This window comes from Actinoplanes sp. NPDC049598, from assembly GCF_040675435.1.
Taxonomy (GTDB): Bacteria; Actinomycetota; Actinomycetes; order Mycobacteriales; family Micromonosporaceae; genus Actinoplanes.
Window position 1 is genome coordinate 75832 of the sequence record NZ_JBFAOX010000017.1, and the last position, 21863, is coordinate 97694.

Sequence of the window (21863 nt, forward strand, 5' to 3'; positions counted from 1 at the left end):
CGCTGTGCGGGCTACGTGAGGGCCAGACCCGGGCCCGGGTCGGGCGTGGGGACGGGGGCCGGGATCTTGTATTCCTCGGTGAGCGTGGTCATCGGGCCGGGCCAGGTGGCCTGGGCGACCTCGATCGGCTTGCGGGTCTCGTCGAAGGCGACGTGCAGCAGGTGCAGGACCGGGGTGTCGGGGCGGATCTGGAGGATCTCGGCCTCGTCCCGGCTGGGCTGGCGGGCGCTGATCGTGTCGGTCGCCGACGCGTACCGCTTGTCGAGCACCTCCTCCGCCTCCTGGTAGAGCGGGCGCCCGAAGGCCTCGGGGCGCTCCAGGGACGTACCGCCGGCGTCGGTGACGCGGAACCAAGAGGCGCCGAGCTCGACCGTCGCGTCGTCGGTCTTGACGATGTGCCGGCGGACGAGCATCTCCGTGCCGTCCCGCACGCCGAACGCGTCGGCCACCTCGGGTGGGGCCGGCTCGCGGCCGACACTGACCAACTGCTGGCGGTACCGCGCGGCCAGATCGGCGTGATAACCGCGGTGAGCGCCGTAGCGGCCCCGCGACAGGCGGTTCAGGCGGCGGCGGGTGCCCCGGACGTACGTGCCGGACCCGGGCTTGGTGATCAGGATGCCCTCGACCCGCAGCTGGTCGACCGTGCGCTGCACGGTCTGCTTGGCCACGCCGAACATCTCCGCCATGGCCGGGATGGACGGCAGCCGCTCGCCGGGCTGCCAATCGCCGCGGCGGATCCGCTCACGCAGCTGCGTGGCGATCTGCCTGTGCGGGAACTCCGCGGCGCCGGGATTGATCGTCATACCGACCTCCTAGACCCTAGGTTCCTAGGATGCGGTAGGCACTGTGTCGTCCCGTGCAGCGACACGCGTTATCGGCCGGCGGCCTTGTCCGCGGCCGCCGGCCCTCACTTCACCAGGAGCCGGCGGTGGGACCGGCCGAGCCGCCGCGGCGGCGCAGGTACTTCTCGAACTCGCTGGCGATCTCGTCGCCGGTCAGCGGCTGGATGCCCTCGTCGCCGACCCGCTCCTCGAGCTCGCGGACGTACTCACCGAGCTCCGCGTCCTGCTCGGCGGCGGCGCGGACCCGCTTCTCCCACTCGTCGGCCTCCTCGGCCAGGTCGGTCATGGGCACCGGCAGGTCGAGCACGTCCTCCAGGCGGCTGAGCAGGGCCAGCGTCGCCTTGGGGCAGGGCGGGTTGTTCGCGTAGTGCGGCACGTGGACCCAGAACGACAGCGCGTCGAGCTCGGCCTTGCCGGCGGCCTCCTGCAGCACGCCGACGATGCCGGTGGGACCGTCGTACCGGGTGGGGACGACCTTGTACCGCTCGGCCGCGCCCTTGTCGGTCGCGGAGCCGCTGATCGGCAGGGGCCTGGTGTACGGCACGTCGGCCAGCAGGGCGCCCAGCAGGACGATCCGGTTGACCTCGAGGCTGTGGCAGACCTCGAGAATCTGCTCGCAGAAGGTGCGCCAGCGCATGCTGGGCTCTATGCCGCGGATCAGCACGACGTCACGGTCGCTGCCGGGCGGGCTGGCCACGGTGAAGCGCGTGGTCGGCCACTCGATCTTGCGGGTCTCGCCGTCGGACATGGTGACCGTGGGGCGGCTGACCTGGAAGTCGTAGAAGTCTTCCGGGTCGATGGTGGAGATCTCGCGAGCCTGCCACACCTGCTCGAGGTGTTCCACGGCCGCGGTCGATGCGTCCGCGGCATCGTTCCAGCCCTCGAAGGCAGCGATGGCCACGGGGGAGCGGAGCAGCGGAAGGCCGTCGAACTCAGTCATAGCCAAAGACTACTTGCGGGTGGAGCGCAGCACCCGTCGGCCGCGCCGCCGGGGTGTCACACGCCCGCTTCCTGCCATTCGCCCGTTTTTGTGGTGATTTAGGAGGGCTGGACCGCGGTTCTCGCCAGGACCGCGGCGCACCGGAGGTTGCGGTAGCGGCCCTGGTGATCGAGGCCATAGCCGACGATCAGACCGGGACCCACGTCGAAGCCGATCGACGTCCGCGTGTCCCCGAACCGGGCCGTCTCCGGCTTGCGCAGCAGGGCGCAGACCGCGATCGACCGGGGCCCGCGCTGGGCCAGGTTGGCGATGAGCCAGGACATGGTCAGGCCGGTGTCGATGACACCGTCCACGATGATCACGTCCCGGTCGCGGATGTCGACGTCGAGGTCCTTGAGCAGCCGGACCGAGCCCGAGGCGCGATTGCGGGTGCTGTACGACTTGATCGCCATCCAGCCGATCTCGACCTGGCCCGGATAGGCCCGGGTCAGGTCGACCGTGAAGGTGGCGGCGCCGCCGAGCACGCCCACGAAGACGGGCACGCGGTCGCCGTACCGCTCGTGCAGCTCGGCGGCGAGGGCGCCGACCCGGGTCAGGATCTGCTCCTCGGTCAGGATCACCGCCTCGATCTCACCGGTGACGTGGCTGGACTCCACCGTGTTTTCCTTCCGTTAACGCTAGGACGGCTGGTTCATGTTCTAGTAAGGTCCGCGCGGTCTGATCTTCACTCTTACGGAGTTGCGGCATGGCGCGGCACTACACTCTCGGCGAAATCCGGTCACGGACATACAAGGACAAGGACGCGTGGTGGACCGTCCTGCTGGTCGATCCGCTGGCCTCCCGGCTCATCCGTCTGGTGGCGCCGTTCCGGTCGGTCACCCCGAACCGGCTGACCGTCCTGGCCTTCCTGGTCGGCCTCGGCTCGGCGCTGTGCTTCTGGCGGGCGAGCTACCCCTGGCTGCTCGCCGGCGCGCTGCTGTTCCACCTCAGCTTCGTCCTGGACTGCATGGACGGCAAGATCGCCCGGTTGCGTGAGGAGTCGTCGGCGTTCGGATCGTGGCTCGACTACGTCTTCGACCGGCTGCGGGTGCTGGCCTGCGCGGTCGGCCTGTTCGGCGGGCAGTACGAGGCGACGCACAACTTCATGTACGTGTGGCTGGCCGGCCTGGTGATCTTCCTGGACATGTTCCGCTACCTCAACGCGCTGGAGATGGGCAAGGTCCGGGCCGAGCTGACCAAGGACGACGTCCCGCCGCCGGTGACCGAGACGCAGCCGTCGGCCCCGGTCGGGGCGACCGTCGCGCCGGGCTGGTGGAAGTACCGCAACCTGCTCGTCGGCCGGCGTATCCGGCCGCATCTGTTCAGCGGCATCGAGTTCATGATGTTCGTCTTCATCGTCGGCCCGCTCGTTCATCAGGTCATCGTGGCCACGATCTTCTCGGCGGTCATGCTCACCGCGTTCGAACTGCTGTTGATCTACCGCTTCCGCAACTTCACGAAGGTGCGGGAGGCGGCGGCAGCACGTCGTCCATCACTGTCACCTCTGTGACGGCCCGGAAGCCGCTGGTGGCGTACAGGTCGATGGCCCGGGCGTTGGTGGTCTCGGTCTGCAGGGAGAGCCGGTGCGCGCCGCTGGCCCGGGCCTCCTGCTCGACCACGGCCAGCAGCGCCCGGGCCCGGCCCTGACGGCGGGCCTCCGGGCGTACGTACAGGTCGCGGATCAGCCACACCGTGCGCAGGGTCAGCGCGGCCGGCACGACCGCGACCGTGCAGATCGCGTCATCGGCCAGCCAGACCTTCATCTTCGCCGACTCGACCTGCTCGCGCAGCCACGCCTCGACCGCCTCGGGCGCCGGATTCGCCCCGTAATGCTGGCGGTACTCGTCGAGCACCCTCGCCGCCTCGCCGTACGGCGGCCCGGTCAGTCGCGTCACGCCCACCTGCCTATAATCCCGCTATATCCCGTCAAATCGGCCATAATCCAATCGTGGCGCACATCGACGAAGTCCTCGGACCGGACGACGACACGCTGACGTTCTTCCAGCCCCGGGCCAACGTCTACGTCACCATGCTGTGGGTCGTGGCGGCCGTCTGGGTCACCACCCTCGCCCTGTTCGCCGCCCTCCGGGCCGCCCTCGGCGACACCCCTACTGCCGGCGACCTGGTCCGCTACGTCGAGCTGGCCCTGATCGTCCCGGTCGTCGTCTCCGCCCTGATCATGCTGCTGGCCTGGCGCCGCCTCGGCTGGCTGCACACGAGCATGCGCGGCCTCGACTTCGCCGCCACCGGCCGCCGCCCCGTCCACCTGCCCTGGTCCGGCGTCGACACCGTGGCGCTGCGCTACCGGGGCCCCTTCACCGAACTGATCGTCACCCCGGTCGACGGCGAATTCGCCCAGGAGCTGGCGGGGCCGGGCCGCGCCCCCCGCACCCGCCGCCGCAACGGCCGGACCGCGTACCTGGTGGATGTGGGCCTGATGTCCCCGGGCCCCGAGGTCCTCCTGGCCGAGCTCCACCGGCGCATCCCCGCCAAGGTCTGAGCCACGCCGCCCCCCAGCAGGCCACCGGCATCTGGTCGGGAGCAGGCCGCCGGCATCCGGTCGAGAGTAGGCCACCCCGGGACCCGCCAGGGGGTATCCACAATCACCCGCCGTCCACAGGCGCCCCGCCTGATCATGGCCACCTCCGGAATAATGACCTGCGGGGGCTCCCCCTGGGAGGGCGGGCTCCGGCCGTTGGCGCGCGCGGTCGATCGGTGGTGCGGCGACGGCGTGGCTGGGCAGCCGGTCTCGCGGTCGGGCACCTCGCCGGCCGGCATGCCGTTGAGCCGGACCAGGGGCGTGCCGGAGCAACGGAGCGGGGGTTTCACCGATGGTGGCGCAGGTGCATTCGGTGCCGGTGGAGTCGCCGGCGGCGGCCTGTGAGGTGGCGGTGGGGGCGGCCCACCCGAGGCTCCTTCGGCATGTGGTGGGGTATGCCGGTTTTCGCTCGGGCACGCGGGAGCCGGTGGCTCATCGGCTGCTGGCGCTCGCCTACACGACGCTGGTCATCGACTTCGATTCGCCATCGGGGCTGGTGACCGGGCCGCGGGCGGAGGCGACGGCGTGGGGGGACTCGATGTGGGGTCACGGCGTGTCGGTGGGGCTCACGCCGGCCGGGGTGGCGGCTCTGCTCGGGGTGCCGATGGGGGAGTTGGCCGGGGAGACCGTGCCGCTGGCCGATCTGATCGGGGCCCGCGCGACCGAGCTGCCGGGGCGTCTCGCCGCGGAGCCGAGCTGGGCAGCGCGCTACAAGCTGCTCGACATGCTGCTGGGCGGTGTGCTCGGGCCCGGGCGAGCATTTTGGGCAGCTGATGTGCCCCGGGCGACGGGGCCAGATCGGGCTGTCATGGTGGCCTGGCGGCGTCTGCAGCGGACCGGGGCGCCGCGGATCGGTGAGGTCGCGGCCGAGCTGGGAGTGAGCCGGCGCAACCTCGAGCGCGGGTTCCGGCGCGATGTCGGGCTGTCGCCGGGCTCGGTGGCCCGGATAAGCCGGTTCCAGCGGGTCGCCGGGCAGTTCGGCCGGGGGATGGCGCTGTCCGCGGCGGCCGCCGACAGCGGGTATGCCGATCAGGCTCATCTGACGCGGGAGGTTCGGGCGCTGGCCGGCGTGACTCCGACCCAGCTGCGGTCGCTGTTCCAGCACGAACCGCTGTGAGAGCGGTGCGCATTCGTTCAAGACGGGCGGCGGGGGAGCGGCCTAGCTTGCCGGCATGAGGCTTACGGGGAAGACGGCGCTGGTTACCGGGGGTTCGCGCGGGATCGGGCGGGCGATCGTGGAGCGGCTCGGCGCGGACGGGGCGCGGGTGGTGTTCACGTACAGGCGGAACCGGGAAGCGGCCGGCGAGGTCGAGGCGCGGGTGCCGGGGAGCGTGGCGGTGCGGGCCGATCAGGCGGATCCGGGCAACGTTGCGGTGATGTTGGAGCCGGTGCGGGACGGGCTCGACATCCTGGTCAACAACGCGGCGGTGGTGGGGGCGACGGCGATCGAGAAGCTCGGTGCGGAGGACATCGACCGGGCGTTCACGGCGAACGTGAAGTTTCCCTTGCTGGCGATTGGGGAGGCGATCCCGCTGCTGCGTGACGGCGGGCGCGTCGTGAACATCTCGACGTTGAACACTGTGGTGGCGGGGCCGGGGCTGGCGCTCTACTGCGCGACCAAGGGCGCGCTCGAGCAGATCACCGCGGTGGCGGCCAAGGAGCTCGGGCCGCGGGGTATCACCGTCAACACGGTGTCGCCCGGTGCGACCGACACCGACCTGCTGCGCGGGGAGAATTCGGCGGAGGCGCTCGCGGGGGCGGCGGCGCAGACCTCTCTGGGCCGGCTCGGGCGGCCGGAGGAGGTGGCGGCCGTGGTGGCGTTCCTCGCGTCGGCCGACGGGGGCTGGGTCACCGGGCAGAACATCCGGGCGACCGGGGGCCTGTTCCTGTGAGAGGCTTCGCGCCGTGCAGATAGTGACGCGGGCCGATCACCCCGAGCTGCAGGACGAGGCCGCGACGGTCTTCCGGGAGCGGTGGCCGGAGTTCATCTTCCACGACGAGGTGCCCAAGAAATACCTGGGCCGCGTCGAGGAGCACTTCGGCGAGTTCGACGTGATGGCGCTCGACGACGACGGCGCGGTGGTGGCCGGGGGCTGGGGTGTGCCGCTGGCCTGGGACGGCACGGTGGCCGGCCTGCCGACGGGTTACGACGACGCGCTCGTACGGGCGGTCGAAGGTCACGAGGCGGGGACGGCACCGACGGCGCTGAGCTTCATGGCCGCGGCGGTCGGTTCGGCCCACGACAAGCGGGGTCTCGCGACCGCTGTGCTCCGGGAGCTCACCCGCCGGGCGTACGGCCAAGGTCTTTCGAAGGTGATCGCGCCGTTGCGGCCGACCTGGAAGCACCGGTACCCGACCGTGCCGATGGCCGAGTACGCGACGTGGACGCGGGCCGACGGCCTGTCGATCGACCCGTGGATCCGCACCCATCAGCGGATGGGCGCCCGCATCCTCGGGCCGGCCGCCGAGTCGATGGTGATCACCGGCACGGTCGCCGAGTGGGAGAGCTGGACGGAGATGGTCTTCCCGGTGACCTACGACTACGTGGTGCCCGACGCCCTGAACCTGGTACGTGTCGACGTCGAGCGGGACCGTGGCGTCTACGTGGAGGAGAACCTCTGGGTTCAGCACGGTGACGGGACTAGATGAACGAGCGCAGCAGCACGATCGCGAAGAACACGATGATGAAGGACAGGTCGATCGCCATGCCGCCGGCCCGCAGCGGCGGGACCACGCGGCGGACGGGGGCCAGGATCGGCTCCGTCAGGGCGAAGACACCGCTGGTCAGCCGCGAGCGCACACCACCGGGAGCGGCCGGGCCGGCCAGCACCACGCTCCAGTCCAGCACCGCCCGGGCCACGAGCAGCAGCTGCAGAAGCAGGAGCGCGAAGCTCACTAGGGCTAGGACAGGACCCACGAAAGACCTCCAGTGACCGGATGGGTTGGTGCCCCTACTGTGCGTCGGAAAACTGTGGGCTTGCTGTGGGCCTTCTGAGACGGAGAAACCATGCGTGAGCGGCGGACGGTCTTCGGTGAGGCGGCCGACGCCGCGGCCGCTGCCGTGGTCCAGGCGCACGGCGGGCGCATCGACTTCCAGGTCGCCACCGACGTGTCGGTCGTCAGGAAGCGCTAGGGCCGAAGACCGCCGGGACACCGGGGGAGTAGAGGATGCTGACCGGCGGGCCGGGCGGGGCCGGCAGGCCCGCGGCCGGGAGGAGCTCGTCCGACAGCGACTCGAGCGTGGCGCGGTGCAGCGGCCAGGGCGGGTGCTCGTTGGACAGGTGCAGCGTGCGCCCCCAGGCGGTGTTGTGCAGGCCCCAGCGCGCGGTGAGGAACAGCTCGAGCGGCGTCGGCGCGGTCACCGGCTCGCCGACGCGGATCGTCATGGCGCTTGCGGCCCGGGCGCCCCAGCGGCGGCGCGTGGCATAGGTGACATGGTCCCCCTCCCTGGTCAGGCGCATACGCGCCCAGTTGTACGGCAGGGCCAGGGTGGCCCGCGCGAGAAGGACCGGAACGAGGCGGGAGGCCTCCATCGAGAGGAAGACGACCCCGCGCCGGCCCTGCGAGTCCACAGAGTAGAGACGCACGTTCGTCTCGGGGAACCTACCGAAGTAGGGGGTGTGCAGGACGCGTTCCATCCGGAACGCGATCAGCCCCACGTAGGTGACGCCGCCGAGCGTGTCGGGCACGGTCCCGGCCGGCAGCAGCGGCGCGGCCACCGCCGGGTCGAGCGGCCAGTGCAGGAACGTCACCTCGGCCCAGCGCTGGCCCATCAGCCGGCGCCGCACCGGCCGCGGCGTGGTGGCGGTGACGGGCTCGGCCAGTGAGACGTCTCTCATGCGCCTGAAGCTACGCGGCGGCTCGGCGACAATGAAAGCCCAGGCAACGACACACGGATAGGGGCTCATCCTGAACGCGCGACGACCCGCAGCGGTGCTCTTCGACATGGACGGCACGCTGGTGGACAGCGAGAAGGTGTGGGAGGTCGCGCTGCACGAGCTCGCCGCCCGGGCCGGTGGGGTCCTCTCGCCGGCCGCGCGGCACGCCATGATCGGCAGCAGCATGGCCAACAGCATGCGCATCCTGCGGGAGGACCTGGGCCAGCCCGACCGGCCCGAGGCCCCGGACGTGCAGTGGCTCACCGACCGCGTGTTCGAGCTGTTCGGCGAAGGGCTGGTGTGGCGCCCGGGCGCTCTGGAGCTGCTTCAGGCCGTACGCCGGGCCGGCCTGCCGACCGCGCTGGTCACCTCGACCGGACGCCGCCTGGTCGAGGTCGCCCTCAAGACCCTGGGCGCCGAGAACTTCGACGTCGTGGTCGTCGGCGACGAGGTTCGCATGCCCAAGCCCGACCCCGAGCCCTACCGGACCGCGGCCACCCTGCTGGGCGTGCCGATCGAGCAGTGCGTCGCCATCGAGGACTCCCCGACCGGCGTGGCCAGCGCGCTCGCCTCGGGGGCGGTCGTGCTGGCCGTGCCGGCCGAGCTGGAGCTGCCGCCGACCGACGGGGTCCACCTGCGCACCTCGCTGGTGGGGGTGGACCCCGACTATCTGGCCCACCTGCTCGTCAGTCGTGGGCTATTGCCGACAGAACGTTGAGCCGGGCCGCGCGGATCGACGGCAGCACCGCCGCCAGGACCCCGACCAGGGCGGCCAGGCCCAGGTAGAGGCCCATCCGGTCCCACGGCAGGACCAGGTCGGTGATGCCCTCGCCGTCCAGCGCCCGGACCACCGCGGTGCCCAGCCCGGCGCCGACCACGACGCCGAGCAGGGCGCCGAAGACCGAGATGACCACCGACTCGACCGTGACCATGCGCATGGTCTGCGCGCGGCCCAGGCCGACGGCCCGGAGCAGGCCGAGCTCCCTCGTGCGCTCCAGCACGCTCAGCGCGAGGGTGTTGACCACGCCCAGCACGGCGATGAGGATCGCCAGGCCCAGCAGCACCTGCACCATCGTGATGACCGTGTCGAAGAAGCTGGTCTGCTGGGCGATGAAGGCGCTGCGGTCGGTCGCGTTGACCTCGGGGCTGTCCGCCACGAGCTGCTTGACCTGCGGCAGCACCTGGTCCACGGCGACGCCCTCGTCGAGCCGGACGAAACCGAAGATCGGCTGGGTGATGCCGAACTCCTTCGTCGCGGCCGCCGGCAGCATGTACGTGCCGGGGATGCCCTTCTCGTCGTAGGTCGCCACCAGCGTGTATCGGTGGAGCTCACCGCGGGGGAGCTGGACCTCGTGGACGCTGCCGACGGTCCAGCCGCGGTCCGCGGCCTCCTGCGAGCTCATGGCCATCTGGTCGTCGCGCAAGGTGGTCAACCCCGGGGTGCCGTACGCGTCGGCGAGCTTGCCCAGGTCGTCGGTGGCGTCGACGTACGTCCGCTTGCCGTCGACCAGCGCCTGCTCCTGCCAGAACCCGGCGGCCGAGCGGACCCCCGGCAGCTCCCGCGTCCGGGCCAGCACACTCTCGTCGAAGGTGGGTGGCCGCGGCCCGTTCTGCCCCCCGGCGATGACGATCTGCGCCTTGATGGTGTCGTCGGCCTGCGCGGCCAGGCTCTGCTTGGCCGAGTCCATGACCACGGTGACCCCGGTGACCAGCGCGATGCCGACCATCAGGGCCGCGGCCGTGATCGCCGTCCGGCGCGGGTTGCGGCCCGAGTTGAGCCGGCCCAGGCGCCCCGGCACCGACCAGGAGAACAACCGGCCCAGCAGCGCCACCACCGGCTTGGAGATCAGCGGCGTGAGCAGCGCGACCCCGATGAAGGTGACCAGCACCCCGGCCAGGATCAGCATCAGCGAGCTCGTGCCGTACAGCCCGACGCCGAGCAGCGCCGCCCCGGCCGCGCCGACGATCGCGCCGGCCACGGTGACCTTGGTCAGCGGCCGGTCCGGCGTCGCCACGTCCTGCATCGCGGCCACCGGCGGGATGCGCGAGGCCCGCAGCGCCGGCAGCACCGCCGCCACCACGGTGACCACCACGCCCACGATCAGCGCGCTGAGGACGGCCGCCGGTGGCACGCCGACCGTGGCCGGGTCCATGCCGCCGCTCATCCGGCCGAACAGCCAGACCAGCAGCGCGCCCACGCCGACGCCGGCGCCCAGGCCGAGCACCGCGGCGATCAGCCCGATGGCGACAGCCTCGGTCAGCACCGAGTTGATCACCTGGCGGCGGCTGGCCCCGAGCGCCCGCATCAGCGCGAGCTCCTTGGTCCGCTGGGCCACGATGATCGAGAACGTGTTGAGGATCAGGAAGATGCCGACGAACAGGGCCACCCCGGCAAAGCCCAGCAGGATGTTGTTGAAGAAGCTCAGGGCCTCCTTGAAGTTGGCCGAGCTCTCCTCGGCCAGCTGCGTTCCGGTCTTCACGACGTACGCGTCGCCGAGCCGGGCGGCGATGCGGTCCCGTACGGCCTCGGGGGTCTGACCCTGGTCGACCCGGACCGTGACCTGCGTGAAGACGCCGGTCTGGCCGATCATGGAACGCTGGGCGACCGGGGTGGTGAAGGCGACCTCCTGCACGCCGCCGATCGAGTCGCGGTCATTGGTGTAACCCCAGACGCCGACCAGCGTGAACGTCTTCTTGGGGAGTTGGGTCAGCACCGCCACCTGGTCGCCGACCTTGATGCCGGCGGCCTTGGCGACCTCGGCGTTGACCGCGATCTCGGAGTCGGCGGCCGGCCCGCGGCCCTGGCGCATCTGCATGATGGCGTCCAGGCCGGTCCAGTTGGCGCCGATGCGCGGCGGGCCGAAGCTGGTCACCACCTTGCCGTCGGAGCCGATGACCCGGGCGCCGTCGACGCCGATCGAGCCGATGGCGTCCCTGACCCCCTCGACCCGGGCCACCTCGTCCACGACGGAGGCCTTGAGGGGTGTGGGCACCTCCTCGCCGTCCATCTCGGCCACGGCGACCTTGGGCTTGGCCGTGACGGCGACGTCGGTGGTCGCGTAGCCCTCGGTGAACAGGTTGTCGAACGTACGCCCGAGGGTGTCGGTGGTGACGAAGGCGCCCGAGACGAACATGACGCCGAGCACCACGGCCAAGCCGGAGAGGACCAGCCGCAGCTTGCGGGCGAGCAGGCTCTTCAGCGTCGCGCGCAGCATCAGACCAGCACCTCCCCGGACTTCATCGCCTCGAGCACCGTCTCCGGGGTCGGGTTGTCCAGCTCGGCGACGATCTCGCCGTCGGCCAGGAAGACCACCCGGTCGGTGTAGCTGGCGGCCACCGGGTCGTGGGTCACCATGACGATGGTCTGGCCGTGCTCGCGCACGCTGTCGCGCAGGAACGACAGGATCTCGGCGCCCGACTTCGAGTCGAGGTTGCCCGTCGGCTCGTCCGCGAAGATGACGTCGGGGCGGCTGACCAGGGCCCGCGCGCAGGCGACACGCTGCTGCTGGCCGCCGGAGAGCTGGCTGGGCCGGTGCCCGAGACGGTCCTCGAGGCCGACGGTTCTGATCACCGTGTCCCACCACTGCGGATCGGGCTTGCGGCCGGCGATGTCCATCGGCAGCCGGATGTTCTCGGCCGCGGTCAGCGTCGGCAGCAGGTTGAACTGCTGGAAGATGAAGCCGACGCGGTCCCGGCGCAACCGGGTCAGCGCCTTGTCGCCCAGCCCGGTCACCTCGGTGTCGCCGATGTGCACGGCGCCCCGGGTGACCGTGTCGAGCCCGGCCAGGCAGTGCATCAACGTCGACTTGCCGCTGCCGGACGGGCCCATGATGGCCGTGAACCGGCCCCGGCCGAAGCTCGCGCTCACACCGCGGAGGGCGACCACACGCGCCTCCGCGGAGCCGTACACCTTCCACACTTCCTCGGCTCGCGCCGCCACCGGCGTCCCATTCATGTCGTCCTGCCCCCTGGTCGTGCGGGCCGCCCCCGTCGGCCGGCCCGTGCCGACTCAGTGTTTCGGCGCACGGGGGCGGAAACGTCCGCCCAGGGGCGTACCGCGACGCGGAGATTTCGGTACGGGGAATCCTTAGGCGGCATCAGGGACGTCCCTGAGATGTCACCCTGACGCTTGACTGACGTCACCAATGACGTCATAGTGGTGACATGGACCTGACGCCGTACCTCGAGAGCCTCCGGGCCGACCTGGCCGCGGCCGCCGCGCCAGGCGGCCCCGAGACCACCCGTGCGGCCGAGCTGCTCGGCCACTCGCTCGAACCCTCCGCCCGGCTGGCGATGCTGGAGGCGCTCTCCGACGCGGCCGCCGAGATCACCACCCGCCTGCAGGACGCCAGCGTCGAGGTGCGGCTGCGCGGCCGCGAGGCCGACCTCGTGGTCACCCAGCACGCGCCCACGGTGGAGCCGCCCGCCCCGCCGGCCGCCCCGCCCCCGCCGGTCGACGGCGGCGACCTCACCCGGCTCACCCTGCGCATGCCCGAGTCGCTCAAGACCCACGTCGAGCAGACCGCCGCGGCCGAGGGCATCTCGGTCAACGCCTGGCTCGTGCGCGCCGTCACCGCGGCCGTCAACGGCCCGGCGGCGCCCCCGCCGTACACGACGCGCTCGGCCAAGCGCATCACCGGATATTTCCAGGCCTAGGACCCCTTGACCTTCACCCTCGGTGAGGCCTTTCCCTCAGGAGATGCAGATGTACGAGTTCGAGCACCCCACCCCGGTCGTGGTGGCGTTGCGTGCCATCAACGGCACGGTCGACCTGGTCGCCGAGTCCCGCGACTCCGTCCAGGTCGACGTCGAGCCCTACGACGACAAGAACCAGGAAGAGGCCGACCGCACCCGGGTCGTCCTCGACGGTGACAACCTGCTCATCGAGGCGCCCGGGGCCGACTCCGGCTGGCGCCTGCGCCGCTTCCCGAAACTGCGCATCACCGCCCGGGTCCCGCTCGGCAGCGGCCTGACCGGGCGCAGCACCTCGGCCGACGTGCGGGCCGAGGGGGTGTGGTCGCTCGTGCGGCTCGACCTGGCCTCGGCCGACGTCTCGGTGGACGAGGTCACCGGCGACGCCGCGCTCACCGCGGCCAGCGGCGATCTGCATGTACGCCGGGTCGGCGGCTCACTGAAGGCCGAAAGCTCCTCCGGCGACCTGCGCATCGGTGACGTCACCGGTGACGTCAGCGCCAAGACGGCCAGCGGCGACATCCGCATCGACAGCCTCGGCGGCTCCATCCGCTCGTCGGTGGCCAGCGGCGACATCGAAATCGGTCGCATGGTCAACGGCGCCGGCGACATCCGGTCGGCCTCCGGTGACGTCAGCGTCGGCATCGCCGCCGGCACCCGCGTCTGGCTCGACCTGAGCAGCGCCTCCGGCCGCACCACCAGCGACCTCCGCCCGGAGGCCGCGGAGTCGGCGCCGACCGGGCCCGGGCACGGGGCCGGGCCCGGCGGCGTCGGCCTGGGCGCCTTCGTCGACCTGGACAACCTGCCCGGGCTCAACGCGGTGCCCGGCCTGAAGGCGATGCTGCAGTCCGTGCGCGTCCCCGACTTCGGCGACTACGGCCCCGGCCGCGGCTTCCACCCCGGTCCCGACTTCCGTCCCGGCCCCGGTCCTGACTTCCGCCCGGGCCCCGGTCCTGGCTTCAACCCCGGTCCCGGATTCCACTCCGGACCGGACGCCGCCTCCGCTCGGGACGCCGGGCCCGCGCCCACGTCCGAGGCCGAGCCCGAGCCCGTGCCCGACGACGTGCTCCCGCCCGAGGCCGGCGGCCCCGGCTCCATCGAGCTGCGGGTCCGCACCGCCAGCGGCGACATCCACATCCACCGCGCCACCACCGAGAGGAAGGCAGTCTGATGCTCCCCGACAACCGCTTCGGCATCGAAAGCTCCGCCCGCGGCGTCCGCCGCCGCCTGCTCACCGGCCGCAAAGGCCGTACCGGCCGCTTCGCCCCGCCGGAGTGGCCCGTGAGCCGGGGCCCCACCCCCAACCCGCGCCGCGACTGAGCGGCCGCCCGCGAACGCCCCGAGCCCCGCTCGGGGCGTTCGCCGTGCCCTGGCAAGCCTGTGCCACCCCACCCCACCCCACCCCACGCTTCGCGCGAGCCTGCCCAGCGTCTCGCGCGGGCCCGCGTCCGCATGCCGGGCAAGGCCGCGGCCCCGTCCCTCGCGCCCCCGGCGCCCGCATTCCGCGCGAGGCCGGGCCCCGCGGCCCCGCGCGCCCCGGCGCCCGCATTCCGCGCGAGACCGGGCCCCGCGCCCGCATTCCGCGCGAGGCCGGGCCCCGCGCCCCCGCGCCCGCATTCCGCGCGAGGCCGGGCCTCGAGCCCGCCCTGCGACCTCGCGCTGGTGGCGGTTTGTCCGAGATGCCCGCGCGATGGTCGCAATCTGCTCGTGACGGCGGGCCGGAGGATCTATCCCGGGCCGCGGAGCGGGCTTAGCCTCGGTTTCGGGGGGTCAGCCATGACGAGCGGTGTCGCGCCGCGCGTGCTCCGTGGCCGGCGGGCGGAGCGTGCGGTCCTGGAGAGAACCGTGGCTGACGTGCGCGCCGGGCGGGGCCGGGCCCTGCTGGTCCGCGGCGAGGCCGGGGTTGGGAAGTCGGCTTTGCTGCAGTATGTCGCGGGCCGTGCGGACGGTGCGCGGATCGCCCGGGCCGCGGGCGCCGAGTCCGAGATGGAGCTGCCCTTCGCCGGCCTGCATCAGCTGTGCGCGCCGATGCTGGACCGGCGTGACCGGCTGCCCGATCCGCAGCGGGCAGCGCTGGCGGTCGCCTTCGGTGACGCCGCCGGACCGGCCCCGGACCGGTTCCTGGTCGGTGTGGCCGTGCTCAGCCTGCTGGCCGCGGTCTCGGAGGAGCAGCCCCTGCTCTGCCTGATCGACGACGCGCAGTGGCTGGACAGCACCTCGGCCCAGACCCTGACCTTCGCGGCCCGGCGGTTGCTGGCCGAGCGGGTCGGGCTTCTCTTCGCGATCCGGGAGGCGGCGGCCGGCCCCGAGTGGCGTGGCCTGCCCGAGCTGCGGGTGGACGGCCTGCCCGACGAGGACGCCCGGGCCCTGCTCGACTCGGCCGTGCCGGGCCGCCTGGACGCGCAGGTACGGGACCGGATCGTCGCCGAGACCCGCGGCAACCCCCTGGCGCTGCTGGAGTTGCCGCGGGGGCTGACCGCGGCCGAGCTGGCCGGCGGGTTCGGCCGGCCCGACGCCCGGCCGCTGGCCACCCAGATCGAGCGGAGTTTCGAGCAGCGGATGCGGTCGCTGCCCGAGCCGGCGCAGACCGTGCTGCTCGCCGCCGCGGCCGAGCCGCTGGGCGACGCCGGCCTGCTGCGCCGCGCGACGCGCCTGCTGGATCTGCCGGCCGGCGCGGGCGCCCCGGCCGAGGCGGCGGGCCTGATCGAGCTGGGGTCGCGGGTCCGGTTCCGGCACCCGCTGGTCCGTACGGCCGTCTATCGCGCGGCGTCGCCGGCCGAGCGCCGCGACGTCCACCGGGCCCTGGCCCGGGCCACCGACGCGGCCACCGACCCGGACCGGCGGGCCTGGCATCGCGCCGGGGCCGCCGACGAGGCCGACGAGCAGGTCGCGGCCGAGCTGGCCGGCTCGGCCGAGCGGGCCCAGCGCCGGGGCGGCGTCGCGGCCGCGGCCGAGTTCCTGCGCCGGGCGGCCGAGCTGACGCCCGACCCGGCCACCCGGGCCGCCCGGGCCCTGGCCGCGGCCGAGGCCGAGATGCGCTGCGGCGCCTTCGAGACCGCGCTGAAGTTGTTGCTCACCGCCGACGAGGGCCCGGCCTCGGAGCGGCACCGGGCCATGGTCAACCTGATGCGGGCCCAGATCGCGTTCGCCGCCGGGCACGACATGGCCGCGCCGCGGCTGCTGCTCGAGGCCGCCCGCCGGCTCGAGCCGCTGGACGCCGGGCTGGCCCGCGACACGTACCGGGACGCGCTGGGCGCGGCCAGCCTCGCCGCCGGTTTCGCCGAGGGCGCCGGGGTCGCCGACGTGGCACGGGCGGTCCTCGCGGCGCCGCGGCCGGCGAACGCCCGGCCCGGTGACGACCTGCTGGACAGCCTGGCGGTGGCCCGCACCGACGGCTACGACGTCGCGGCGCCGCTGGTGCTGGGCGCGCTGCGGGCGTTCCGGGGGAGCGGGGCCGGCGGCGACGACCAGGCCTGGCTGTGGCTGGCCGGGATGGCCGCGGCCGACGTGTGGGACGACGAGACCTGGGCGGTCGTGACGGCCCGGCACGTGCACGTGGCCCGGGCCCAGGGCGACCTCAGCTCACTGCCGCTGACCTTGAGCTCGCTGGCCTGCGTGGAGATCTTCGCCGGGGAGCACGCCTCGGCCGCGTCGCGGGTGGCCGAGATCGAGGCGATCGGCGAGGCGACCGGGGTCGCGCTGGCCCCGTACGGCGCCTTGACGGTGGCCGCCTGGCGGGGTGACGAGGCGGTCGCCGGGCCGCTGATCGAGGCCGCCCTGGCCGACGTCGTGGCCCGCGGCGAGGCGGCCGGCGTCCTGCTCGTCCACTGGGCCCGGTCGGTGCTGCTCAACGGCCTGGCCCGCTACCAGGAGGCGGTCACGGCGGCCCGGGCGGCCGCGGCCCATCCGATCCACTCGGCCCTCGCCTACTGGGCGCTGTCCGAGCTGGTCGAGGCGGCGGTACGCAGCGGCGACCGGGACACGGCGGCCGACGCGTACCGCCGCCTGGAAGTGACCGCGAGCGCCGCCGGCACCGACTGGGCCGTGGGCGCGCTGGCCCGCGCGGGCGCCCTGGTGGCCGAGGGGGAGGCGGCCGACGCGCTGTACCGGCGGGCGATCGAGCATCTGGGCCGGACCAGGATCCGTACGGACCTGGCCCGGTGCCATCTTCTCTACGGCGAGTGGCTGCGCCGGGAGAACCACCGCCGGGCCGCCCGCGGTCAGCTCCGCCTGGCCTACGACATGCTGGCCGCGGCCGGGGCCGGCGCGTTCGCCGAGCGTGCCCGCCACGAGCTGGCCGCGGCCGGCGCCCCGGTGGCCGAGCGGGCGGCCCGGATCAGCGACGCCCTGACCGGGCAGGAGGCGCACATCGCCCGGCTCGCCGGCCGCGGGCTGACCAACGCCGAGATCGGCGCCCAGCTGTTCCTCAGCCCGCACACCGTCGAGTGGCATCTGCGCAAGGTCTTCACCAAGCTGGGCATCACCTCCCGCCGGCAGCTGCGCCCCTCGGAGACCGGTTAGCCGGCCCGGGCGGCCCGTTCGATCCCGGCGGTGACGGTCCTCGGGTCCGACATCAGCCCGAGGTGCCCGGCGTTGTACTCGGTCACGGTGGAGCCGGCCCGCCGGGCCATGGTCCGCTGCACGCCGGCCGGGATGATCACGTCTTTGGTCCCGATGAGGTACCAGGACGGGATGGTCCGCCACGCGGGCGTCCCGGACGTGTCGGCCAGCCCGCCGAACGCGGCCGGCCGCTGGGTGGCCGCCACCAGCGCCTTGTCCGGGTTGCTGAGCCCGGTCGCGAAGGACGTGAAGACGGTCGACCTCTTCAGGTAGAGATCCGTGGTGGCGGTCGGCGGCAGGGTGGCCGGCACGAAGTCGAAGACCGTGGTGGGATCGGCCGACAGGGCGGAGTCCGGCCCGGCCAGCGCGAGCGGCGACTCACCCTGATCGGGGGCGAACGCGTTGACGTACACCAGGGCCTTGACGTTGCTCAGCCCGGTCGCCGCGTTGGTGATGACCGCGCCGCCGTAGGAGTGACCGACCAGCACGACCGGGCCCGGGACGGTTTGCAGGTAGGCCCGGATGGAGGCCGCGTCGCCGCTGAGCGACCGCAGCGGGTTGGCCGGCGCGACGACCGGATAGCCGTCGGCGAGCAGCCGGGGAATGACCTTGTTCCAGCTCGACGCGTCGGCCCACGCCCCGTGCACGAGCACGACGGTCGGTTTCGGCGGCCGGGCGGCGGCGCTCGACGCGGGCCCGGCGGCGAGCGCCAGGAGCGCGACCGCGGCGAGAAGGATCGCCGAGGTGGCGCGTGATCGGTGCCTGATCATGTGCTGTCCCTTCCTCTGGGATCGTGCGACTCGCCCGGAGGACCACGCGTACGCGCCATGCGTGACACCCCTGTCACGCATCGGGCCGCCGCCGGGTCTGAGAAGGAGGCGACCCGAGAGAGGTGGATCATGCGTGGCACCGCAGGCTTACGTGCTCTTCCCCGCCCCGTGGCCGTGGCCGTCGGCGGGGGTGGCGTCCTCGGCGCGGCCCACGCCGGCGTCGGCTACGCCCTGGAGCAGCGCGGTTTCGTCCCCGACCTGATCGTCGGCACGTCGGTCGGCGCGCTCACCGGCGCGATCGCGGCCGCCCACCCGGACCGGGCCGCGCCCCGGCTCGACGACGTGTGGACCCGGCTGCGCCGCCGCGACGTCTTCCCACTCGGTCCGCCCTGGTCGCGGCCCGGCCTGTGCGCGGACAGCGGCCTGCGCCGGCTGATCGGCCGGGCCGGGCTGCCGTCGTCGATCGAGGAGCTGCCGATCCCGTTCACCGCCGTCGCCATGGACCTGGCCGGCGGCGACGAGGTGCTGCTGGACCGCGGGGACCTCGAGTCGGCCCTGCTGGCCAGCGCGGCCATCCCCGGCGTCTTCCCGCCGGTCGTCCGCGGCGGCCGGACGCTGGTCGACGGCGGCGTCGTCGCCTACGTCCCGGTGTGTGCGGCCTGGCGGGCGGGAGCGGCGAGCGTGGTCGTGCTGTCGGTCGGGCCGTCGCCCTCGGGACCTCCGCCCCCTCGGGCCGGCGCGATCGCCGCCCGGGCCGGGGACCTGCTCTTCCGCCATCAAGTCGAGCGGGATCTGCGGGAGGTGGCCCGTCACGTGCCGACGGTCGTGCTGCCGACCGGGGTCGAGGTCTGGCCCGCGCCGTGGGACTTCGGGCAGGCACGGCGGCTGATCCGGACGGCCGCGGCCACGGCGGGCGGCTTCCTCGACCGGCTCGAGGTCGACGGGCCCGGCCTCTACCGCGCCTCCGCCCGCGTGCCGGCGGGGGCCGGGCGATGAGCACGATCGCGTTCCTGAACATCGGCATGCACGGGCGGGTCAATCCCACGCTGCCGATCGTGGCCGAGCTCGTGCGGCGCGGCCATACGGTCAGCTATCACACCTCGGCGACCTTCCGTGACGAACTCGAGGCGGCCGGGGCCACTGTGCATCTGTATCCGGGCGGCGACCTGAGCATCCCGGACCCGCCGACCCCGCCCCGGCTGGTGGCGGCGCTGGCCGCGATGGCCGTGCGGGTCCTGCCCGCGGTGCTGCGTGACCTGCGGGGCGGGCGGCCGGAGCTGATAGTGCACGACTCGGCCTGCCCGTGGGGCGCGATCGCCGCCCGCGAGCTGGGTGTGCCGGCCGTGTCGTCGTTCACCACGTTCGCGTTCAACCGGCAGGTGCCCAGCCCCACCGCCGACATGCGCGCTCTGTTCGCGCCGGGCTATCTGCGGTCACGCTGGGCTCTGCGCCGCCGCCACCGCACGGGCGGGCTGCCGGCGGTCGACCTCGGCAACCTGCGCCAGCCGCTCAACCTCGTCTTCACGTCGCGAGCGTTCCAGATCGGCGAGCTCGACGATTCGTACCGCCTCGTCGGGCCCAGCGTCGGCGCCCGCCCGCCGGCCGGATCGTTCCCCCTGGATCAACTGCGGGACCCCGTGCTGTACGCGTCGTTGGGCACCGTTTTCAGCGCCGATCCCCGCCTGCTGGGCGCGTTCGCGACCGCGCTGGCCCCGCTCGGCGGCACCGTGGTCGTCGCGACCGGGCAGACCGAGCCGGCCGTGCTCGGTGAGCTGCCGCCCAACGTGATCGCCCGCCGATCCGTACCGCAGCCGGAGATCCTCGACCGGGCCGCCCTGTTCGTCACCCACGGCGGCATGAACAGCGCCAACGAGGCCCTGCTGGCCGGGGTCCCGATGCTGGTCGTGCCCCAGGGCGCCGACCAGCCGCTGGTCGCGGCGCGCGTGGCCGGGCTCGGCGCCGGGTTGTCACTCGCCTCCGGCGAGGTCACTTCCGAGGCGGTACGGGCCCTCGCGCGCCGGCTGCTCGACGAGCCCCGCTTCCGCGCGGCGGCGGCCACGTTGCAGGCCGCCCAGCGGGAGGCCGGCGGATACCGGCGAGCCGCCGACGAACTCGAGCGCTACGCGAAGACGGCCGTCCGATGAGCGCCCCGACGGCCCTCCTGCTGCTCTTCGCCGGGCTGTCCGAGGCCTTCGGGCGGGTGCTGCCCGTGGTGGCCCGCCGCTCCGGCGCGTCGCGCACCGCGGCGGCCGGCCTGCTGCTGTTCGGCGCGGTGGTCGACGCGACGGTCTTCACGCTGTGGCCGCTGACCGCGTGGGTCCTCGTGTCGCCCGGCGATGTCGGACAGCTCTGGACGCCCGGGCTCGCCGTGCCCCTGCTGTTGGCCGCCGTCCTCGCGTTCCCGCTGCTCGGGCCGCTATTGCACTTCCTTCTGCTGGTGGGGGTGGGCGCCGGCCTGGCCGGGGCGCTCGCGGCGGCGACGGCCACCGGCTGGTGGACCGCGGCCGGCGCCGTGGCCGTGACCGGCGCCGGGCTGGCCCTGGCCGTCGAGGGTGTCCGCCGGTTCGTCGCGTGGCTCACCCGGATCCCGGCGGCGGAGGGGGCGACATGACCGACGTGCTGCTGGTGCTGCTGCTGGCCGGGCTCGGCCCGGTCCTGCTGGCCGAGGCGCTGCTGGCCCGGTTCGAGCTGCTCACCTACGCGGCGCGCTGGCGGGCGCCGGTCACGACGCTGCCGCCCGGGATGCCGTACGCCCGGGGCGCGGAACCGGACCGCCCACCGGACGCCTATCTGGTCTATCTCGACGGCATCGGCAAGCGCCGCTTCCGCGACACCCGTGACGGCGGACGGCTCGTCCAAGCCGTCATCGACGGCGCCCCGGAGCTGCGGGTGCTCGGGCAGGTGCTGCCGTACTCGCCGCTGGCCGACCCGCTGGCCGACCGGCGCGTGTGGACCTGGCTGCGCCACCGGGCCGGGCTGCTGCTGTTCCTGCACAACGTGATGCAGATCTTCATCGCAGCCGACCGCCGCTACCGGCCCCTCTACAACCGGGCCGTCGGCTCGCAGATCGCCATCCAGCTGCAACAGGCCGGCTACCGGCCGGACTGCGGCCTCCCGGTCGTGCTGCTCGGCTACAGCGGCGGCGCGCAGCTGGCCCTCGGCGTCGTGGACGAGATCTTTCGCCGTCTGCGCGCACCGCTCTGGCCGATCACGCTCGGCGGCTTCCACAACGGCGCCAACGACCTCACCCACGCCCAGCACCTCGACCAGCTCACCAGCGGCGCCGACTGGATCGAGCACACCAGCGGGCGGATCTTCCCGCCGCGCTGGCCGCTGCTGCGCTGGACCGGCTGGAACCGGGCCCGGCGGGCCGGGAAGGTCACCGTGCACGCGCTCGACCCGGCGACCCACGTCGGCCCGCTCAGCTACATCAGCCCCACGGCGATGCTCCCGGACGGGCGCAGCCACCTCGACCGCACCGCCGACACGGTCATCGAGATCGTCCGCTCCTCCCTCAAGGACCGCTGAGCGACTCCGCGCTGTCCGCCCCGAAGTAGTGGACGGCGTGCCCCTGCCGTTGCCGGACCAGACGAGCGATCTCGT

24 protein-coding genes are annotated in these 21863 nt (G+C 73.4%); 15 read left to right on the forward strand and 9 right to left on the reverse strand.

Annotation, left to right across the window (positions count from 1 at the left end; all coding sequences use genetic code 11):
• Window positions 1-11: 11 nt before the first annotated feature.
• The 3 genes from AB0J66_RS32690 to AB0J66_RS32700 all read right to left on the reverse strand — a co-directional run bounded on the left by AB0J66_RS32690 (window position 12) and on the right by AB0J66_RS32700 (window position 2438).
• Window positions 12-803, reverse strand: coding sequence for a GntR family transcriptional regulator (locus AB0J66_RS32690; RefSeq protein WP_364668919.1), 792 nt, complete (start codon window positions 801-803; stop codon window positions 12-14).
• 109 nt (window positions 804-912) lie between these two features.
• Window positions 913-1782 carry a PAC2 family protein gene (locus tag AB0J66_RS32695; protein ID WP_364668921.1) on the reverse strand — a complete coding sequence of 290 codons (870 nt, stop codon included), beginning with the start codon at window positions 1780-1782 and terminating at the stop codon, window positions 913-915.
• Window positions 1783-1880: 98 nt separating this feature from the next.
• Window positions 1881-2438, reverse strand: coding sequence for a phosphoribosyltransferase family protein (locus tag AB0J66_RS32700; protein WP_364668924.1), 558 nt, complete (start codon window positions 2436-2438; stop codon window positions 1881-1883).
• A gap of 89 nt (window positions 2439-2527) precedes the next feature.
• On the opposite strand from AB0J66_RS32700, the gene AB0J66_RS32705 reads away from it, so the two are divergent.
• Window positions 2528-3331, forward strand: a complete 804-nt coding sequence (locus AB0J66_RS32705) for a CDP-alcohol phosphatidyltransferase family protein (RefSeq protein ID WP_364668927.1) — start codon at window positions 2528-2530, stop codon at window positions 3329-3331.
• Here the strand turns inward: AB0J66_RS32705 and AB0J66_RS32710 are convergent.
• A complete protein-coding gene (locus tag AB0J66_RS32710) occupies window positions 3276-3716 on the reverse strand; it encodes a GNAT family N-acetyltransferase (protein ID WP_364668930.1) in 441 nt (146 codons plus the stop codon). The two genes, AB0J66_RS32705 and AB0J66_RS32710, sit on opposite strands and share 56 nt — an antisense overlap.
• Window positions 3717-3769: 53 nt before the next feature.
• On the opposite strand from AB0J66_RS32710, the gene AB0J66_RS32715 reads away from it, so the two are divergent.
• The 4 genes from AB0J66_RS32715 to AB0J66_RS32730 all read left to right on the forward strand — a co-directional run bounded on the left by AB0J66_RS32715 (window position 3770) and on the right by AB0J66_RS32730 (window position 7009).
• Window positions 3770-4321 (forward strand): hypothetical protein, encoded by a 552-nt coding sequence (locus tag AB0J66_RS32715; protein WP_364668932.1) that lies wholly within the window; start codon window positions 3770-3772, stop codon window positions 4319-4321.
• Between the two features lie 331 nt (window positions 4322-4652).
• Entirely contained in the window at window positions 4653-5477 is an 825-nt protein-coding gene (locus AB0J66_RS32720) for an AraC family transcriptional regulator (protein ID WP_364668934.1), read from the forward strand.
• 55 nt (window positions 5478-5532) lie between these two features.
• Window positions 5533-6252, forward strand: coding sequence for an SDR family oxidoreductase (locus AB0J66_RS32725; protein ID WP_364668937.1), 720 nt, complete (start codon window positions 5533-5535; stop codon window positions 6250-6252).
• 13 nt (window positions 6253-6265) lie between these two features.
• The gene (locus AB0J66_RS32730; RefSeq protein WP_364668940.1) at window positions 6266-7009 is read left to right on the forward strand and encodes a hypothetical protein; all 744 of its coding nucleotides are present in this window, start codon (window positions 6266-6268) and stop codon (window positions 7007-7009) included.
• On the opposite strand, the gene AB0J66_RS32735 is transcribed toward AB0J66_RS32730, so the two are convergent.
• Window positions 7002-7256, reverse strand: a complete 255-nt coding sequence (locus tag AB0J66_RS32735) for a YggT family protein (RefSeq protein WP_364668942.1) — start codon at window positions 7254-7256, stop codon at window positions 7002-7004. The two genes, AB0J66_RS32730 and AB0J66_RS32735, sit on opposite strands and share 8 nt — an antisense overlap.
• Window positions 7257-7367: 111 nt before the next feature.
• On the opposite strand from AB0J66_RS32735, the gene AB0J66_RS32740 reads away from it, so the two are divergent.
• Complete coding sequence (locus AB0J66_RS32740) at window positions 7368-7493, forward strand: hypothetical protein (RefSeq protein ID WP_364668945.1); 126 nt, start codon at window positions 7368-7370, stop codon at window positions 7491-7493.
• On the opposite strand, the gene AB0J66_RS32745 is transcribed toward AB0J66_RS32740, so the two are convergent.
• Window positions 7480-8199, reverse strand: a complete 720-nt coding sequence (locus tag AB0J66_RS32745) for a DUF2071 domain-containing protein (protein ID WP_364668947.1) — start codon at window positions 8197-8199, stop codon at window positions 7480-7482. The two genes, AB0J66_RS32740 and AB0J66_RS32745, sit on opposite strands and share 14 nt — an antisense overlap.
• A 94-nt stretch (window positions 8200-8293) precedes the next feature.
• Here AB0J66_RS32745 and AB0J66_RS32750 point away from each other — a divergent pair, with 94 nt between their 5' ends.
• Window positions 8294-8956 carry an HAD family phosphatase gene (locus tag AB0J66_RS32750; protein WP_364668949.1) on the forward strand — a complete coding sequence of 221 codons (663 nt, stop codon included), beginning with the start codon at window positions 8294-8296 and terminating at the stop codon, window positions 8954-8956.
• Here the strand turns inward: AB0J66_RS32750 and AB0J66_RS32755 are convergent.
• Both AB0J66_RS32755 and AB0J66_RS32760 read right to left on the reverse strand, forming a co-directional pair.
• Entirely contained in the window at window positions 8925-11453 is a 2529-nt protein-coding gene (locus tag AB0J66_RS32755) for an ABC transporter permease (RefSeq protein WP_364668952.1), read from the reverse strand. The genes AB0J66_RS32750 and AB0J66_RS32755 overlap by 32 nt on opposite strands.
• Entirely contained in the window at window positions 11453-12193 is a 741-nt protein-coding gene (locus AB0J66_RS32760) for an ABC transporter ATP-binding protein (protein ID WP_364668954.1), read from the reverse strand. The genes AB0J66_RS32755 and AB0J66_RS32760 overlap by 1 nt, the downstream gene beginning before the upstream one ends.
• Window positions 12194-12402: 209 nt before the next feature.
• Here AB0J66_RS32760 and AB0J66_RS32765 point away from each other — a divergent pair, with 209 nt between their 5' ends.
• The 4 genes from AB0J66_RS32765 to AB0J66_RS32780 all read left to right on the forward strand — a co-directional run bounded on the left by AB0J66_RS32765 (window position 12403) and on the right by AB0J66_RS32780 (window position 17451).
• Window positions 12403-12894, forward strand: a complete 492-nt coding sequence (locus AB0J66_RS32765) for a hypothetical protein (protein ID WP_364668956.1) — start codon at window positions 12403-12405, stop codon at window positions 12892-12894.
• A 49-nt stretch (window positions 12895-12943) separates the two neighbouring features.
• Window positions 12944-14101 carry a DUF4097 family beta strand repeat-containing protein gene (locus AB0J66_RS32770; protein ID WP_364668959.1) on the forward strand — a complete coding sequence of 386 codons (1158 nt, stop codon included), beginning with the start codon at window positions 12944-12946 and terminating at the stop codon, window positions 14099-14101.
• Window positions 14101-14250 (forward strand): hypothetical protein, encoded by a 150-nt coding sequence (locus AB0J66_RS32775; RefSeq protein ID WP_364668960.1) that lies wholly within the window; start codon window positions 14101-14103, stop codon window positions 14248-14250. The genes AB0J66_RS32770 and AB0J66_RS32775 overlap by 1 nt, the downstream gene beginning before the upstream one ends.
• A gap of 456 nt (window positions 14251-14706) precedes the next feature.
• Window positions 14707-17451 carry an AAA family ATPase gene (locus AB0J66_RS32780; RefSeq protein ID WP_364668962.1) on the forward strand — a complete coding sequence of 915 codons (2745 nt, stop codon included), beginning with the start codon at window positions 14707-14709 and terminating at the stop codon, window positions 17449-17451.
• Here AB0J66_RS32780 and AB0J66_RS32785 read toward each other — a convergent pair.
• Window positions 17448-18260, reverse strand: coding sequence for an alpha/beta hydrolase (locus AB0J66_RS32785; RefSeq protein WP_364668965.1), 813 nt, complete (start codon window positions 18258-18260; stop codon window positions 17448-17450). The genes AB0J66_RS32780 and AB0J66_RS32785 overlap by 4 nt on opposite strands.
• Window positions 18261-18389: 129 nt before the next feature.
• Here AB0J66_RS32785 and AB0J66_RS32790 point away from each other — a divergent pair, with 129 nt between their 5' ends.
• The 4 genes from AB0J66_RS32790 to AB0J66_RS32805 are packed head-to-tail and all read left to right on the forward strand — an operon-like array spanning window position 18390 to window position 21788.
• Window positions 18390-19256, forward strand: a complete 867-nt coding sequence (locus tag AB0J66_RS32790) for a patatin-like phospholipase family protein (protein WP_364668967.1) — start codon at window positions 18390-18392, stop codon at window positions 19254-19256.
• Entirely contained in the window at window positions 19253-20404 is a 1152-nt protein-coding gene (locus AB0J66_RS32795) for a macrolide family glycosyltransferase (RefSeq protein WP_364668970.1), read from the forward strand. The genes AB0J66_RS32790 and AB0J66_RS32795 overlap by 4 nt, the downstream gene beginning before the upstream one ends.
• Window positions 20401-20871, forward strand: coding sequence for a hypothetical protein (locus AB0J66_RS32800; RefSeq protein WP_364668972.1), 471 nt, complete (start codon window positions 20401-20403; stop codon window positions 20869-20871). The genes AB0J66_RS32795 and AB0J66_RS32800 overlap by 4 nt, the downstream gene beginning before the upstream one ends.
• On the forward strand, window positions 20868-21788 hold the full coding sequence (locus tag AB0J66_RS32805; RefSeq protein ID WP_364668974.1) for a hypothetical protein: 921 nt from the start codon (window positions 20868-20870) through the stop codon (window positions 21786-21788). Before AB0J66_RS32800 ends, AB0J66_RS32805 begins: the two co-directional genes overlap by 4 nt.
• The last annotated feature ends 75 nt before the right edge of the window (window positions 21789-21863 follow it).

Coding starts and splice junctions, on each gene's coding strand:
- AB0J66_RS32695 (WP_364668921.1), bottom strand. CDS start 1,782: ATGACTGAGTTCGACGGCCTTCCGCTGCTCCGCTCCCCCGTGGCCATC.
- AB0J66_RS32755 (WP_364668952.1), bottom strand. CDS start 11,453: ATGCTGCGCGCGACGCTGAAGAGCCTGCTCGCCCGCAAGCTGCGGCTG.
- AB0J66_RS32795 (WP_364668970.1), top strand. CDS start 19,253: ATGAGCACGATCGCGTTCCTGAACATCGGCATGCACGGGCGGGTCAAT.
- AB0J66_RS32745 (WP_364668947.1), bottom strand. CDS start 8,199: ATGAGAGACGTCTCACTGGCCGAGCCCGTCACCGCCACCACGCCGCGG.
- AB0J66_RS32725 (WP_364668937.1), top strand. CDS start 5,533: ATGAGGCTTACGGGGAAGACGGCGCTGGTTACCGGGGGTTCGCGCGGG.
- AB0J66_RS32805 (WP_364668974.1), top strand. CDS start 20,868: ATGACCGACGTGCTGCTGGTGCTGCTGCTGGCCGGGCTCGGCCCGGTC.
- AB0J66_RS32785 (WP_364668965.1), bottom strand. CDS start 18,260: ATGATCAGGCACCGATCACGCGCCACCTCGGCGATCCTTCTCGCCGCG.
- AB0J66_RS32775 (WP_364668960.1), top strand. CDS start 14,101: ATGCTCCCCGACAACCGCTTCGGCATCGAAAGCTCCGCCCGCGGCGTC.
- AB0J66_RS32720 (WP_364668934.1), top strand. CDS start 4,653: ATGGTGGCGCAGGTGCATTCGGTGCCGGTGGAGTCGCCGGCGGCGGCC.
- AB0J66_RS32790 (WP_364668967.1), top strand. CDS start 18,390: ATGCGTGGCACCGCAGGCTTACGTGCTCTTCCCCGCCCCGTGGCCGTG.
- AB0J66_RS32765 (WP_364668956.1), top strand. CDS start 12,403: ATGGACCTGACGCCGTACCTCGAGAGCCTCCGGGCCGACCTGGCCGCG.
- AB0J66_RS32760 (WP_364668954.1), bottom strand. CDS start 12,193: ATGAATGGGACGCCGGTGGCGGCGCGAGCCGAGGAAGTGTGGAAGGTG.
- AB0J66_RS32780 (WP_364668962.1), top strand. CDS start 14,707: ATGACGAGCGGTGTCGCGCCGCGCGTGCTCCGTGGCCGGCGGGCGGAG.
- AB0J66_RS32690 (WP_364668919.1), bottom strand. CDS start 803: ATGACGATCAATCCCGGCGCCGCGGAGTTCCCGCACAGGCAGATCGCC.
- AB0J66_RS32770 (WP_364668959.1), top strand. CDS start 12,944: ATGTACGAGTTCGAGCACCCCACCCCGGTCGTGGTGGCGTTGCGTGCC.
- AB0J66_RS32800 (WP_364668972.1), top strand. CDS start 20,401: ATGAGCGCCCCGACGGCCCTCCTGCTGCTCTTCGCCGGGCTGTCCGAG.
- AB0J66_RS32740 (WP_364668945.1), top strand. CDS start 7,368: ATGCGTGAGCGGCGGACGGTCTTCGGTGAGGCGGCCGACGCCGCGGCC.
- AB0J66_RS32705 (WP_364668927.1), top strand. CDS start 2,528: ATGGCGCGGCACTACACTCTCGGCGAAATCCGGTCACGGACATACAAG.